Here is a 13,886-nt window from a genome sequence, read left to right on the forward strand (position 1 = left end):
GCAGTGGCGATCGCGATTCCGACGCTTCACGACGGTGACGTGACGCTGCGCCCGATCCGGCTGCGCGACGATAAGGCCCTCGAGTACGCGTTGATGGAGAATCGCGGCTGGCTGCGCAAGTGGGAGGCCACCAGCCCGTACGCGCCGATGTCGTTCGACACGAGGTCGAGCATTCGCAGCCTGCTCTCGCACTCGCGAAACGGGCACGGCCTGCCGTTCCTGATCGAGTATCAGGGTGAACTCGCGGGTCAAATGAATGTGTCATCGATCACCTGGGGTTCCCTGTCCTCGGCGACCATCGGCTACTGGGTCGGGGAGCGCTTCGCCGGCAAGGCGATCACGCCGATCGCCGTCGCCCTGGCCACCGACTACTGTTTCGGGCAGCTTGGCCTGCATCGGATGGAAATCTGCATCCGACCGGAGAATGCCCCGTCGCTGCGCGTGGTCGAGAAGCTCGGTTTCCGCTATGAGGGGCTGCGCCGCCGGTACATTCACATCAACGGTGACTGGCGCGACCACTACTGCTTCGCCCTCGTCGCCGAAGAGGTTCGGCAGGGCGTGCTGCGCCGCTGGCGAGAGGGCGCGGTTTCGCCGGATGCCGCAATGGTGAGCGTGCTCGACCGGGCCGCCGCGGCCCACCCGTTGCCGATCCGCGACCGATGAATTCGACGGACTTGGGTGACACACCCCCGGTAATCAGCACCGGACGGGCTCTGCACTCTTAGCGTAGACAACATGAGTAGCGAGGTCCTGGGTGGGGGAGTGATGGTGGCGGTTGCCGCTGCCCTCTGGGTGACCTATCTCATGCCGACGTGGGCGCGCCGGCGCCAATACATGACCACCGAAAGAAACGCCGTGCGTCTGCAACAGACGCTGCGCATTCTGGCCGAGACCTCGGAGATTCCCCAGCAGGTTCGTCTCGAAGCGAACGCCCGCACCGTGGTCACCCAGCGCAAGCTGCTGGCCCAGGCCGAGGAGGACGCGAGGGCCGAGGCCCGTGCCGTGGCAGGCGCCGCGACCGCCGAGCGTCGCGCCGCGGCGGAGGCCGCCTCCGCCGGTCGTCGTGCCACCGCGGCGTTGGCCGCTACCGAACGTTCAGAACGGCGAGGACCCCCGATGACAGCCCACACCCTGCGCTCCCGGCGCCTGCGCCGCGTTCGTGCACTGTCCACGTTCGTGCTGCTGGTCGGCGTCGTGCTCCTGGTCAGCGGTTTGCTGGCCGCCGCCGCCGGCGGCACCTGGGCGCTGACGGCGGTCGGAGCAGCGACGGCGAGCCTCGCCCTCTCCGCGCTCTCACGACTGGCCCGCACGGCACGAAACGCCGCCCAGCTCCGCAGCGGCAGCTCCGCGGGTGAGCGGGCCGCCGCGCCGGCCAGGGCCGGCCAGATGTTCGAGCCCGTGCAGTTCGATGAGGTCCCGGTTGTCACGCCCACCTGGACTCCCCAGCCGCTTCCTCGTCCCCTCCACCTTGCCCCCGGCACCATCGCCCAGACGGCCATGGCGTCGGCGGATGCCGCGGCCGGACTCCGCCAGGCGGCCGCCGAGGCCGAGGTGGCCAGGCGGGCCGCCCAGCTCGCGGTGGCTGTGACGCCGCTCAAGCGCGGCATCGTTGGACGCGAGGCGGCATCGGCCGCCGTGCCGAACCTGGTGCCCGTCTCTGCCGTGGCAAACCGGTTCGCCTCGATGGGCGTGGTCGGCGAAACCGCACCGGGTATGACCGACCTCGACGCCGTGCTGCGTCGTCGTCGCGCCGTCGGCTGAGCCCGGGCACTGCCGGATTCGCCCCGCGACGGCGGGTGTGCTCAACGGGGGCCCCCACGCGTGATATTCTGCATAAGCGGTAAGGGGCTATGGCGCAGTTGGTAGCGCGTCTCGTTCGCAATGAGAAGGTCAGGAGTTCGAATCTCCTTAGCTCCACCGAGTACGACAGAATGCCCCCGGGAAACCGGGGGCATTCCTTGTTTCCGGACCGGACCGCTCGGGGCGGAATCACCCAGCCGGCCGTATCCACGTGCTGTCCCATTGGCCGCGCCGGCAGGTCAGCCGGCCGCCCACCCGGCGAAGGGGAGAATGGCCGCCCGGCCGGGCCGGAGCCTGACCGGGGCGGCCGGTGTCCCGGGCCCCTGAATCCCCCACGGCCGTTCGAGTATCGAAACTCACCTCAGGACTTGTACGATCGTACAACACGTCCGCGTCGAGGTTCAACTGCGATGGTGGCTACGCTGGGAACGCGCCCAAGCACCGACGCCCCGGGACGGACTGTTCGCCCGGAGCGCGCTGCTCCGGCCGTGGCGATCCTCGGGAGGCTCAGGTGGTCAGCAACGCGCGCCCCGCGGAAATCCGTGAGCGGATTCTCATGGCTGCCGCAATCGAATTCGCCGATCGCGGCTATGCGGGCACCTCGATTGCACTCATCGCCGAACGGGCGACGACGGGGAAGGGCCAGGTCCAGTATCACTTCAACGCGAAGTCGGAGATGGCGGTGGCCCTCGTGCGGGAAGCGTTCTCCCGGGCTCCGTTCGCCAATCTGCTCGACGCCGACTCCGTTCATGGACTGGAGGCCGTCGTCGCGTCCATCCGGAGTGTCGGGGGTGCGTTCCGTGACGATGTCCAGGTTCGGGCCGCCGTGCGACTCATGCGGGAGTACCACCTGATCCCGGCGACCCTCCCGACGCCGTATCTGGGCTGGATCGCGCGTATCGGCGCGCTGCTTCGGGAGGCCGAAGCCGCCGGCGAGGTGCGCCAGGGCATCGACTCCGAGGTGGAGGCCTGGCACCTCGTGTCGTATTTCTACGGGGTACAGGAGGTGTCCAACCGCCTCGCCGGACGAGACGACCTCGCGGAGCGTATCGAGGAGATGCTGGTCCGCGCCCTGGCGACGCTGGGGGCCACCACACCGGAACGGTATCTCTGACCCGTCGTGGTGCGTGATGGGCCCGCGGCGGCGGGGCGTCGACTCGGACGTGGCTTCGACTCGGCCGTGGCGTTGGGTCGGCCGTGGCGTCGCGTCAGCCCGGATGTCCGGGGAGCCCCGGTTTCTGCAGAAGTTGGGTGATCCGGTTGGCCTCCTCGAGCAGCAGCCGGCCGAGCTCCGGTTGACGCTCCGGCCGGAATCGGGGCTCGATGCCGGTGAGGGAGAGCGCCCAGGTCGGCCGATTCGCCCGGTCGAAGATCGCGGCGCCCATTCCCCAGCTGCCCTCGAGGATGAGCCCGGGGTTCACCGAGTACCCGGTCACCCTGGTTCGGGCGAGAGTGGCGCGCACGGCCTCCGGCGTATGCTGCTCGCCCCAGCGGGTGACGAAGACCTCGTCCTGCACGAGCAGCTGCTCGACCTCCGCCTCCGGCACGAAGGCCAGGATGGCGATTCCGGCCGAGGCCACGCCGAGCGGGAACCGCACGCCCTCGTGCAGCACGAAGGATCGAATGGGGAAGCTGCCCTCCTCCCGAAGGAGGCAGACGGTCTCCGCGCCCCGTCGGATGGACAGGAATGCGCTCTCGCCGGTCTCCGCGGCCAGCCGGCGCAGGCTCGGCCGGGCCAGCTCCTCGATCGGATACCGTTGGGCGGCGACAGCCCCCATCACGAAGATCTCCGGCCCGTAGTGCCAGGTGTGGCTGACCGGGTCATGGTCGAGGATGCCCTCGGCCGCGAGCGAGCTGAGCAGGCGGTGCACGGTGGGTCTGGTCAGGCCGGATTCCCGTATGATCTCGGCCAGGGAGGTGCCCGCCGGGTTCCGCCCGATCAGTCGGAGCAGGAGCGCCACCCGCCCGACCACCTGCGCGCCCTGCACGGGGATTCCCTGGTTCTCGACCATAATAACTCCATTATGTCCATATTGTGGATGTCCAAGAGTCTACTGTTCACGGAATGGATGAGCAAGATTCGGGGAGAACCTTGCCGATTGACAGGGGCCCGATCCGCCGCTTAGCATGGCCGACAGACGAGGCGTCCACAAAGTGGATGCACAGAATTGCTCGATGAGGAGAATTCCATGTCCAAGGTTGTGGAGAGCGCCGCTGACGCGCTGGGTGATGTCCTGCATGACGGGATGGTGCTGGCGGTCGGCGGATTCGGGCTCAGCGGAATACCGGCCGATCTGATCGACGCGGTGCGGGCATCCGGGGTGACCGACCTGACGGTCGTCTCCAACAACATGGGTGTCGACGGTCTCGGCCTCGGCCGCCTGCTCGATGCCGGACAGGTGCGTAAGGTGATCGCGTCCTATGTGGGCGAAAACAAGTTGTTCGCCGAGCAATTTCTCGCCGGCCGGCTCGAGGTCGAATTCAGTCCCCAGGGCACGCTGGCCGAGCGCCTGCGGGCGGGCGGGGCGGGAATCCCGGCGTTCTACACGAAGACCGGGGTCGGCACCCTGATCGCCGAGGGCAAGCAGCTTGCCGAGTTCGACGGTGTGACCTATCTGCAGGAGCGTGCCATCGTCGCCGATGTGGCGCTCGTGCACGCGTACCTCGCGGACACCGAGGGCAACCTCGTTTACCGCTACACCGCCCGCAATTTCAACCCGATCGTGGCGACGGCCGGCATCATCACCGTCGCCGAGGCCGAGCACATCGTGCCGCCCGGTGACATCGACCCGAACCACGTCGTGACCCCCGGGGTCTACGTGCAGCGCCTGGTGCAGGCGACCGCCCGCACCAAGAACATCGAGCAGCGCACCGTGCGCCCGCGGCCCACGCCCGGAGTGTCCTGAGCCGCCCGACCACCGCGGCCTGGATCCGCCCCTGGCCCCGTCCCACCGGGATCGGCCACCCACAACCTCCGCACCACAGAGTTCAAGGAGCCCAACGACAATGACCTGGACCCGAGACGAGATGGCCGCGATCGCGGCCGAAGAACTGAGCGACGGCGACTACGTCAACCTGGGCATCGGCATCCCGACCCTCGTCGCCAATAACCTGCCGGCCGGCATCAGTGTCACGCTGCAAAGCGAAAACGGCCTGCTCGGTATGGGGCCCTTCCCCTACGAGGGGGAGGAGGACGCCGACCTGATCAACGCCGGCAAGCAGACCGTGACGGTGCTCCCGGGGGCGTCGATCTTCGACTCGGCAACGTCGTTCGGCATGATCCGTGGCGGGCACGTGAAGGTCGCGATTCTCGGCGCCATGCAGGTTTCCGGCACGGGCGACCTCGCCAACTGGACGATCCCGGGAAAGATGGTCAAGGGGATGGGTGGGGCGATGGACCTGGTCGCGGGAACACCACGCGTCATCGTGCTGACCGAACACGTGGCCAGGGACGGGTCGGCGAAGATCGTGGAGGCCTGCACCCTGCCGCTGACCGGTGTCGCGGTGGTCGACCGGATCATCTCCGACCTGGCCGTGTTCGACGTCACCGACGCCGGCCTCGTGCTGCGCCGGCTGGCGCCCGGGGTGTCGATCGAGGAGATCCGCACCAAAACCGAACCGGCGTTCAGCGTCGACCTCGTGGAAGCGGTGGGCGCATGAGCCTCAGAGACCAATTCGGCTCAGACGTGCTCCTCACCGGGTGGGGCCACACCCGATTCGGCAAGCTCGCCGAGGACACCCTCGAGTCGCTGATCGTGCGGGTGGCAACCGAGGCGATCGAGAACTCCGGAGTCGATGCCGGCCAGATCGACGAAATCTATCTCGGCCAGTTCAACTCCGGCCTCCAGCCCCTTGCCTTCCCGTCGTCGTTGGCGCTGCAGACCGACAAGGCGCTGGCGAACGTGCCGGCCACCAGGGTCGAGAACGCGTGTGCCTCCGGCTCGGCCGCGTTCCAGCAGGGGGTGAAGGCGATCCTCGCCGGGACCGCCCGCACCGTGCTCGTGATCGGCGCGGAGAAGATGACGGATGCCTCCCCTGAGCGCGTCGGCTCAGCCCTGCTGGGCGCGGACTACGACCTTGCCGGGCAGGCCTCCACGACGGGCTTCGCCGGACTCTTCGCCGTCGTGGCCGACGCCTACGAAGACCGTTACGGCGCCATCGGGGACGTGCTCGGCTCGATTGCCGCGAAGAACCACCGGAACGGGGTGGACAATCCGTTCGCCCAGCTGCGCCGCGACCTCGGGGAGGACTTCTGCCGCACGGTCTCGGACAAGAACCCGATCGTGGCCGGAACGCTGCGCCGCACCGACTGCTCTCCGGTCTCCGATGGGGCCGCCGCGCTCGTGCTCACGACGCAGTCCGCGCGCTCCGACGGTGCCACGACCGACCCGGTGCGCCTGGCCGGGTTCGGTCACGCCAACGACTTTCTCCCTGCCGCCCGCCGCGACCCGACCGAGTTCGCGGCCACCCGGGTCTCGTTCGAGCGTGCCCTGCAGATGGCCGGTGTCGGGCTCGCCGACCTCGACTTCGCTGAGGTGCACGACTGCTTCACCATCGCCGAGTTGATCATGTACGAGGTGATGGGACTGACCGAGCGGGGCCAGGGACGCCGTGCCGTTGAGGAGGGCTGGGTCTACCGCGACGGGGTGCTCCCGGTCAACATCTCGGGAGGGCTCAAGGCGAAGGGGCACCCGGTCGGCGCCACCGGGGTCTCCCAGCATGTCGTGTCCGCCATGCAGCTGACCGGAACCGCCGGCGACATGCAGTTGCCGGCGCCGCGTCGCGCCGTCGTGCAGAACATGGGCGGCGTCGGCGTCGCGAACTACGTCAGCGTGCTCGAGGCGTTCTGAGAGGCCCCGCGAGGTCAGCCGACGAAGGTGGCCATGGTCAGCACGGTCGTTCCGTCAACGTCGGCGGTCGACAGCTCGACCCGCACCGAGCCGAGCTCGGCCAGCGACGACGGATGAGTGCCGCCGCACGGGATTCGCACGGTGTGGCCGGGCAGCTCGAGCACCCAGTGCCGACGGTCGGTGAGACGGTCCCCGTCGCGGTCGATCCGCACGCCTGCCCCCGTGGCCGTCCACTCGGCCAGGCTCGCGTTGACCACGGCCTGCACCTCGGTCAGGTTGTCGGTGAGGCCTTCGGTCACGAAGCCCTTGCGCCGCAGGGACTTACCGAGCCGGTAGGTGTCCGTTGAGGCGTTCTCGTCGATCGCCGACACGTCGATGGCCACGCCGTCGAAGTCGGGGTTGCCCAGACCGTCGAGCCGGGTCTCCTTCTTCCACCGGTCACCGAGCGCCAGGTTGAGCGCCAGCGAGGCCAGGTGGCATCCGGTGTGCCCCGCGGAGATCCGGGCCCGGTAGCCGGGGTTGACGACGACCTCGACCCGGTCACCCTCGGCGATGACGGTGTCGCCGGCCAGGACGTGCACGACCACAAACGCCCAGCCCTCCGTGCCCTTGCCGACCGGGATCTCCCGCCCGATGTGCAGGGTGCTCCCATCCGTGGCCCCGACGATGCAGTCCAGCACGGGCAGCTCGGCACCGGCGGCGCGGAGCACGGCGCGGTCGGCGCCCTGGTCTGGCCAGCCGGCGTCAACCGGGTGCACGCTGGTCTGCTCGAGCAGCACGGCGAGGCGCCCGTCCGGGAGCGGCTCGCGGTGCAGCACGGTGCTGGAGTTCACGATCTCGCCGGCCGGGTACCCGACCAGGGTGTCCTCGAGGGGCAATGTCACGAGCGGGTCCTTTCGGGGCGGTCCGCTCGATGACGGAGCAGACGCAAAAAAGGTGCCGCCGCGTACACACGTGGCGGCACCCTCGGTAATGGTTGTGGAGGCGCTAGGCCTTGCGGGCCTTTTCGGCCGTTTCGTTGGACTTGGCGTGCTTGTCGGCGCGCTTTTCCTTCAACGACTTTCCGGCGACCTTCTTGCTTGCATCCTTTTTGGGCGATTTGTCAGCCATGTGTACTCCTTCGATCCGAGCCCCAGCGGCACCGTGACTTCGACCATACGCGGGTTCGGCCCATTCGGCATCTTCCAACTGCGCCCTGTGCAATAGTGCCACTCCGTCGTAGTCTGTCTGCAGCGAGCAGACGACCCGTGGCGGAGCGATCTGACCGGCACGACCCGACCGAATCAGATGGGGAGATCATGAACGAGAAGACCACCTACCGCGCAATCTTCTATGGCGCCAACCCGATTGCGGCAGGCACGGAACGGGACCTGGCCTTCGTCGACGGCGGCTACCAGCAGACCGTCACCCTCCAGGTCGAGGAGGATGGCGCCACCGTGCGCCGGGTATTCCAGCTCGGGCATGTGACCGAAGAGCCGATCGCCTACCAGTACGTCGAAGACCTGCAGGACCCCGCGGCGGAACCGGACGTGCCCAACTAGGGCAGGCCGGAAACCTAGATCCGCTTGCCGGGGCTGCGGCTCAGCCGCACCGGCAGTGCCATCAGCGGGCCGACGAATCGACGCTGAAGGCGCCGCGCGGGACCCCAGACGAACTGCACGATGTACTGGGAGAGAATGGCCCCGGCAGCGAGGGCGACCGCGACCGCGCCCGCCGTCAGCAGACTGAGCAGCCCGTTGATCTCGCCGTCCGAGAGCTCCAACAGCCCGCGGAACAGGATCAGGCCCGGCACGAGTGGCACGAGCGACGTGACGACGATCACCAGCGGGGGAGTGCGCACGATCCGGGCGGCGACCGCCGCGGCGAGACCGACGCCCATCGCACTCGCGCCGGAAGACCAGACCAGGCCGAACCCGGCGGAGGCTGCGGCCAGGTAGAGGAATTCGGCGCCGGCGCCGAGAACGCAGATCACCCAGAACGCCCGCCAGGGCACCTGCACGGCCAGGCCGAAACCGACCACGATGACCACGGATGCGGCCAGCAGGGTCGGCAGATTGGCCAGGGTCGGAGTCAGCTTGGCGTCCACCGTCAGCTGAAGGCCGAATCGGGCGAGCAGCAGTGACGCCCCGGCGACACCGGTGACCAGGCCTCCGGTGATCAGGAGCGCCTCCATCAGCCGGGCCGTTCCGGTCAGGTAGAACCCCGACAGCGTGTCGTGCACCGCACCAAAGGTCGTCACTCCGGCCAGAAGCATGATGATCGTGGCAATGACAACGAGGGACGGGTTCGCCGTCGGGTCGATCAGCGCGACGACAGCGGCGACGATCGGACCGATCGCCCCGCCGACCACGTTCTGGTAGAACAGCGGCGCCTGTCGCCGGTCGAGGGCGTTCGTGATCATGTCGATGAAGAAGGTCGCGACGAACGCCGCCACCAGCACAACCGGGCCGCCGCCGATGAGCACCGCGGCGCCGACCCCGACGAGACTCCAGCCCAGGCGTCGGTAGAGCGCGGGGACCTGCGGCTTGGAACTGACGATGGTGGCCAGGGCCTTGCGGGCGTCGGGGACATCCATTGGCTGGTCGAGCAGTTCCACGATCAGTGCGGACGTCGCGGTGAGCTTGCCGTAGTTGAGCGAGCGGTACTTGACGTTCCGGCTGCGGGTGATCGACTCGTGGGTGCCCGGGTCCTCGTGGGTGAGCGTGATGATCGTGTGGGTGATGTTGGCTTCGGTACCCTTCAGCCCGTACGCGCGGGTGATGGCCTCCATCGCGGCCGTCGCGTCCTCGGCGCCGGCGCCGGCCGCGAAGATGACCTCGGCGAGACGCATGGTGAGGTCGAGGACCGAGCGGGTGTAGCCGGCGCTGTCGAAGATGCCGATGCTCGTTGTCGCGTCAGTCATCGAGCGGTCCGAGCCACGCTGCCGCGACCGTGGCGTGCACGGACTCTGCGTCGGAGGGATGGAACAGGCCGGCCAGCACGTCGCGGTAGAGCCGCCCAAGTTCGCTGCCCGTGAAGTAGGAGCTTCCCCCGGTCACCCGGATGGCCTGATCCACGGTTTGCCTCGCTGTCTCGGTGGCGCGATGTTTGAGGCCGGAGAGCAGGGCGAACCACTGCGGGCCATGGTCGGCGAGGGTGTCCACGTCGGTGGCCAAAGCGTCGATCTGCGGGTAGATGCCGTCCATCAGGATGGCCGCCTCGGCGACCCGCCAGCGGATGTCCGGGTCCAGGGCCAGGCTGCGGCCGTTGTGTCGCAGTGATGTGCGCCGCTGTGCAGACTGAACGGCAAGCTCGACGGCACGGCGCCCGATCCCCGAGTACACGGCGGCGAGGAGGATCTCGAAGTTGGCGAAGATGGCGAAGACCAGTGGGTCGCGGTTGGGCCCGGGGTCGAGCCGGCGGAATACCCGGTCGGCCCCGGCCACGGCGCCATCCAGCACCGTGCTCTGGCTTTGGCTGGCCCGCATGCCGAGCGTGTCCCAGTCGTCTGTGCGGCTGATTCCCGGGTCGGCGCGGTCGAGGAACGCCCAGACGATCTTCGGGCCGTCGGGCGAGGTGGTGTCGAGCCCCATGGTGCCGAGCTTGGTCCAGACCGGGGAGAGGGAGGTGAAGATCTTCGTGCCGGTGAAGCTGTAGCCACCATTGGCCTCCGGGCGGGCATCAGTTGTGGACCCGGTCAGGACGAGGTCGTTGCCGGGCTCGCTCACTCCGAAACCCAGGATCTCGCCGGTGCCGGCCTCGTGCAGCAGGAAGGAGAGGGACGTGTCGCCGCGGTCGTGCAGAGTGCGGGCGACGCCGGTCCAGACCAGGTGCATGTTGACGGCGAGGGCGGTGGCCGGGGCGTGAGCGGCGAGCCGAACCTGGTCACGGGCCACGTCGCGGAGGCTCCGGCCGAGGCCGCCGAATTCGATCGGCACGAGGGAACGCAGGTAGCCGCAGGCGGCCAGCTCGGCGAGGTCGTCGGCCGGGAAGGTATTGGCCAGATCGTGGCCGGGAGCACGCGACCGGATCCGATCCAGAAGGTCGTCGCCGAGCGGGGAGAGGCTGTCGGACGTTGTCACAACCTCCAGCCTATGCAGCCTTGCGCTTCCGCGTCGACAGCCACACGATCAGGAACACGATGGCGGCCACGGCGCCGAGCGCGATCAGCCAGGGAAGGGCGAAGCCGATCCCGATCAAAGCGCTCCCCAGCGCACCGACCAACGCGTTCCAGCCGGCCACGATCCCGGTCCAGAAATTGTCGGGGGAGCCGGGAGCGACCGTGCCCGTCGAGTACAGATCGAGGCTGATCGTGGAGAAATCTACCTGATCAGAAAGGTAATCACGCTGGGACTGGAGTCCTTCGAGCTCGGCCTGCCTGGCGGACAGGGCGCCCTCGATGGCGATCAGGTCTGTGGTGTTGGTCGCCTGCTGCATCAGGGCGAGCAGACGGTCAACCGAGGTCGTGAGCGATTTGATCCGGGCGTCGAGGTCCTGGGTTTGTTGGGTGATATCCGACGCATTGAGGGAGACGTAGTTGACGGTTCCGAGCTTTTTCAGCTCGGCGAGGGTGTGGTCGAGCTGGTCGGAGGGGATGCGCAGGGTCAGGTTGGCGCTTGCCGGCTGGTTCGGGGTGGCCGGGTTTTCGGTGCGGCTGTCGACGCGGCCGCCGGCCTGCTCGGTGATCATCACGGCATCCTGGGCGGACTTGATCGGGTCCTTGACCGTGATGGACACCGATCCGGTCGTGATCACGTCGCGGGTAGAGGACATGATTTCGCCGGTGGTGCCGCTCTTCACCGCGGAGTCTGGCGCGACGATGCCGCCCGACGAGTCGGAGCTGGACAGACCTGGGCCGGAGTCCGACGTCGAAGCGCCCTGAGCGGTGCAGCCGGCCAGCAACAGGACGGCAACGGCCAATGCGACCAAGGATATTCGCTTCATGGCCCCACCCTAGAGTCTGAGCGGAGGTCACTGTCTGGACGCGCTCTGGGAGTCGAATCACAATCGCATCTCGGCTGCTCACCCGCCCGGATCCGCCCACGGCGGCGATACTGGAACCATGACCTGGTGGACGGCTTTGATCGAACGGCTCCGTCGGCGACGCCCGCCGCTGCTGCACGTGGCTACGGACGAGGGGACCGGGCCGGTCGTGATTTTGGTCCATGGGATCGCGTCATCGTCGGTGACCTTCAAGGAGGTGGTGCCGCTCCTGGCGCCGCGGCACCGGGTGATCGCCGTCGACATTCTTGGATTCGGCGAGTCGCCGGCCCCCGAGGGCTGCGAATACCGACTCGAAGACCACGTCGAGTCGCTCGATGCCACGATCCGTTCGTTGAAACTGCGGGAGCCGTTCACTCTTGTGGGCCATTCCCTGGGCAGCCTGATCGTGACCAGGTTCGCGGCGCAGCGGCGCGGCCGGGCATCCCGGCGCAGCCCGGTCTCCCGGGTCGTGCTGGTCGGACCACCCGTCTACATCTCCCCCTCGGACATCGGCGATCGATGGGCGCGAGCCCGGGTCAGCGCGTACCTGCGTGCCTATGACTTCCTGCGCCAGAACAAGGACTTCACGATCAGCAACGCGGCCATCATCTCCCGGCTGCTACCCAAGGGCATCTTCGAGATTTCCGAACGCAACTGGACCCCGTTCGCGAAGTCCCTCGAACACTGCATTGAATCCCAGACCCTGGTCAGTGACATCGCGAGCCTCCGGGTGCCGGTGGCAGTGGTCTACGGCACGCTCGACGCGTTCATCGCACCGGGCAGCATGACCGTGATCGAGCGGATGCGCCACGTCACCATGCACAGGATCGACGCCAACGACCACCTCATCCGGCCACGGCTGGCGCGAGCCCTCGTCGGCGTGATCGATGCGGGCGCCGCGGAGGAGACCGCTGGGCCGTCGGTCGAGCGGCCGTCGAACGCTGACCCTGTGCCCGGTGGATAGGCTGGAAACATGGACACACGCACTCTCGGTAAGACCGCCCGCACCGTTTCCGTCATCGGCCTCGGCACCTGGCAGCTGGGGGCGGACTGGGGCGATGTGACGGAGGCCGAGGCGACGACGGTGCTCACGGCATCCGTCGACGCCGGGGTCACTTTCTTCGACACGGCCGACGTCTACGGCGATGGCCGCAGCGAACAGATCATCGGCCGCTTCCTCGCGGGCAGCCCGGTGGGCGATGGCATCACCGTGGCAACCAAGATGGGCCGCCGGGTCGATCAGCTTCCGGAGAACTACGTGCTCGCGAACTTCCGGGCCTGGACCGACCGCTCCCGCACCAACCTCGGCATGGACACCCTGCATCTCGTGCAGCTGCACTGCCCGCCCAGTGCCGTGGTCGAGTCGAACGAGGTCTACGACGCGCTCGACACCCTGGTGGCCGAGGGCGTCATCGCCAACTACGGCGTCAGTGTGGAGACCTGCGCCCAGGCCCTCACGGCCATCGCCCGGCCGGGCATTGCCTCCGTGCAGATCATCCTGAACGCGTTCCGGCTGAAGCCCCTGGACGCCGTCGTGCCCGCCGCTCGTGCCGCCGGAGTGGGCATCATCGCCCGTGTTCCGCTCGCAAGCGGGTTGTTGACCGGCAAATACACCCGGGAGACGACCTTCGCGGCAAACGACCACCGGAACTACAACCGCGACGGCAGCGCGTTCGACGTGGGAGAGACCTTCTCCGGTGTCGACTATGAGACCGGACTCAAGGCCGCGGCGGAGTTCGCGGCGATCGTGCCGGACGGGCTCACCCCGGCGCAGGCGGCGCTGGCCTGGGTCGCCCAGATCGATGGTGTCAGCTCGGTGATCCCCGGCGCCCGCTCAGTGGCCCAGGCCGAGGGCAACGCCGCAGCCGGGTCCATCCCGCAACTCAGCCTCGAGTTCAACGAAGGCGTTCAAGACATCTACGACCGAATGCTGCGAGACCAGATCCACCCCCGCTGGTAGCCCCTCCAGGCGCTTGGCCACCGCACACGCCCAGCCCCCGCTGGTCGAGCCCCCGGTGGTCGAGCCCCCGGTGGTCGAGCCCCCGGTGGTCGAGCCTGTCGAGACCGGGACCCGCGCCGGTGGTCGAGCGCCGGTGGTCGAGCCTGTCGAGACCCCAGGCCAGGGTGGTCGAGCCGCGGTGGTCGAGCCGCGGTGGTCGAGCCTGTCGAGACCCGGTGACCCCGCCCCGGTGGTCGAGCCCCGGTGGTCGAGCCTGTCGAGACCCCCCAGGTCAGCGTCACCCGACGCGTTCGGCCTTGCTCTTCAGCGGGATG

The 13,886-nt window shown here is 68.3% G+C and carries 15 protein-coding genes and 1 tRNA gene; 10 read left to right on the plus strand and 6 right to left on the minus strand.

Going from position 1 to position 13,886, the window contains the following annotated elements:
• Positions 1-3: 3 nt before the first annotated feature.
• The 4 genes from QMG61_RS11090 (at position 4) to QMG61_RS11105 (ending at position 2,914) form a co-directional block, all read left to right on the plus strand.
• Positions 4-663: a GNAT family N-acetyltransferase gene (locus QMG61_RS11090; RefSeq protein WP_283494389.1), complete on the plus strand. Its 660-nt coding sequence runs from the start codon at positions 4-6 to the stop codon at positions 661-663.
• A 72-nt stretch (positions 664-735) separates the two neighbouring features.
• Positions 736-1,761 carry a hypothetical protein gene (locus tag QMG61_RS11095; RefSeq protein ID WP_283494390.1) on the plus strand — a complete coding sequence of 342 codons (1,026 nt, stop codon included), beginning with the start codon at positions 736-738 and terminating at the stop codon, positions 1,759-1,761.
• Positions 1,762-1,844: 83 nt separating this feature from the next.
• Positions 1,845-1,917, plus strand: a tRNA-Ala gene (locus QMG61_RS11100).
• A 394-nt stretch (positions 1,918-2,311) separates the two neighbouring features.
• A complete protein-coding gene (locus QMG61_RS11105) occupies positions 2,312-2,914 on the plus strand; it encodes a TetR family transcriptional regulator (RefSeq protein ID WP_283494391.1) in 603 nt (200 codons plus the stop codon).
• A 94-nt stretch (positions 2,915-3,008) separates the two neighbouring features.
• On the opposite strand, the gene QMG61_RS11110 is transcribed toward QMG61_RS11105, so the two are convergent.
• Positions 3,009-3,812, minus strand: coding sequence for an IclR family transcriptional regulator (locus QMG61_RS11110; protein ID WP_283494392.1), 804 nt, complete (start codon positions 3,810-3,812; stop codon positions 3,009-3,011).
• A gap of 177 nt (positions 3,813-3,989) precedes the next feature.
• Here QMG61_RS11110 and QMG61_RS11115 point away from each other — a divergent pair, with 177 nt between their 5' ends.
• The 3 genes from QMG61_RS11115 to QMG61_RS11125 all read left to right on the plus strand — a co-directional run bounded on the left by QMG61_RS11115 (position 3,990) and on the right by QMG61_RS11125 (position 6,650).
• Positions 3,990-4,706, plus strand: coding sequence for a CoA transferase subunit A (locus tag QMG61_RS11115; protein ID WP_283494393.1), 717 nt, complete (start codon positions 3,990-3,992; stop codon positions 4,704-4,706).
• A 100-nt stretch (positions 4,707-4,806) separates the two neighbouring features.
• Positions 4,807-5,460, plus strand: coding sequence for a CoA transferase subunit B (locus QMG61_RS11120; protein WP_283494394.1), 654 nt, complete (start codon positions 4,807-4,809; stop codon positions 5,458-5,460).
• Entirely contained in the window at positions 5,457-6,650 is a 1,194-nt protein-coding gene (locus QMG61_RS11125; protein ID WP_283494395.1) for an acetyl-CoA acetyltransferase, read from the plus strand. The genes QMG61_RS11120 and QMG61_RS11125 overlap by 4 nt, the downstream gene beginning before the upstream one ends.
• Positions 6,651-6,664: 14 nt before the next feature.
• On the opposite strand, the gene QMG61_RS11130 is transcribed toward QMG61_RS11125, so the two are convergent.
• Complete coding sequence (locus QMG61_RS11130; RefSeq protein ID WP_283494396.1) at positions 6,665-7,534, minus strand: alanyl-tRNA editing protein; 870 nt, start codon at positions 7,532-7,534, stop codon at positions 6,665-6,667.
• 103 nt (positions 7,535-7,637) lie between these two features.
• Complete coding sequence (locus QMG61_RS11135) at positions 7,638-7,760, minus strand: hypothetical protein (RefSeq protein WP_283494397.1); 123 nt, start codon at positions 7,758-7,760, stop codon at positions 7,638-7,640.
• A gap of 188 nt (positions 7,761-7,948) precedes the next feature.
• On the opposite strand from QMG61_RS11135, the gene QMG61_RS11140 reads away from it, so the two are divergent.
• On the plus strand, positions 7,949-8,191 hold the full coding sequence (locus tag QMG61_RS11140) for a hypothetical protein (RefSeq protein ID WP_283494398.1): 243 nt from the start codon (positions 7,949-7,951) through the stop codon (positions 8,189-8,191).
• Between the two features lie 14 nt (positions 8,192-8,205).
• Here QMG61_RS11140 and QMG61_RS11145 read toward each other — a convergent pair whose 3' ends face one another.
• Genes QMG61_RS11145 through QMG61_RS11155 form a run of 3 tightly spaced genes read right to left on the minus strand, consistent with a single transcriptional unit; the run spans position 8,206 to position 11,573 of the window.
• The gene (locus tag QMG61_RS11145) at positions 8,206-9,552 is read right to left on the minus strand and encodes a threonine/serine exporter family protein (RefSeq protein ID WP_283494399.1); all 1,347 of its coding nucleotides are present in this window, start codon (positions 9,550-9,552) and stop codon (positions 8,206-8,208) included.
• On the minus strand, positions 9,545-10,711 hold the full coding sequence (locus QMG61_RS11150; RefSeq protein ID WP_283494400.1) for an acyl-CoA dehydrogenase family protein: 1,167 nt from the start codon (positions 10,709-10,711) through the stop codon (positions 9,545-9,547). Before QMG61_RS11150 ends, QMG61_RS11145 begins: the two co-directional genes overlap by 8 nt.
• 10 nt (positions 10,712-10,721) lie before the next feature.
• A complete protein-coding gene (locus QMG61_RS11155) occupies positions 10,722-11,573 on the minus strand; it encodes a DUF4349 domain-containing protein (protein ID WP_283494401.1) in 852 nt (283 codons plus the stop codon).
• Positions 11,574-11,691: 118 nt separating this feature from the next.
• On the opposite strand from QMG61_RS11155, the gene QMG61_RS11160 reads away from it, so the two are divergent.
• Together QMG61_RS11160 and QMG61_RS11165 are read left to right on the plus strand one after the other, a co-directional pair.
• A complete protein-coding gene (locus tag QMG61_RS11160) occupies positions 11,692-12,576 on the plus strand; it encodes an alpha/beta fold hydrolase (RefSeq protein WP_283494402.1) in 885 nt (294 codons plus the stop codon).
• A gap of 9 nt (positions 12,577-12,585) precedes the next feature.
• Positions 12,586-13,572: an aldo/keto reductase gene (locus QMG61_RS11165; RefSeq protein ID WP_283494403.1), complete on the plus strand. Its 987-nt coding sequence runs from the start codon at positions 12,586-12,588 to the stop codon at positions 13,570-13,572.
• The last annotated feature ends 314 nt before the right edge of the window (positions 13,573-13,886 follow it).

Origin of the sequence: Cryobacterium sp. PH31-AA6, from assembly GCF_030063195.1 — a bacterium.
GTDB lineage: Bacteria > Actinomycetota > Actinomycetes > Actinomycetales > Microbacteriaceae > Cryobacterium.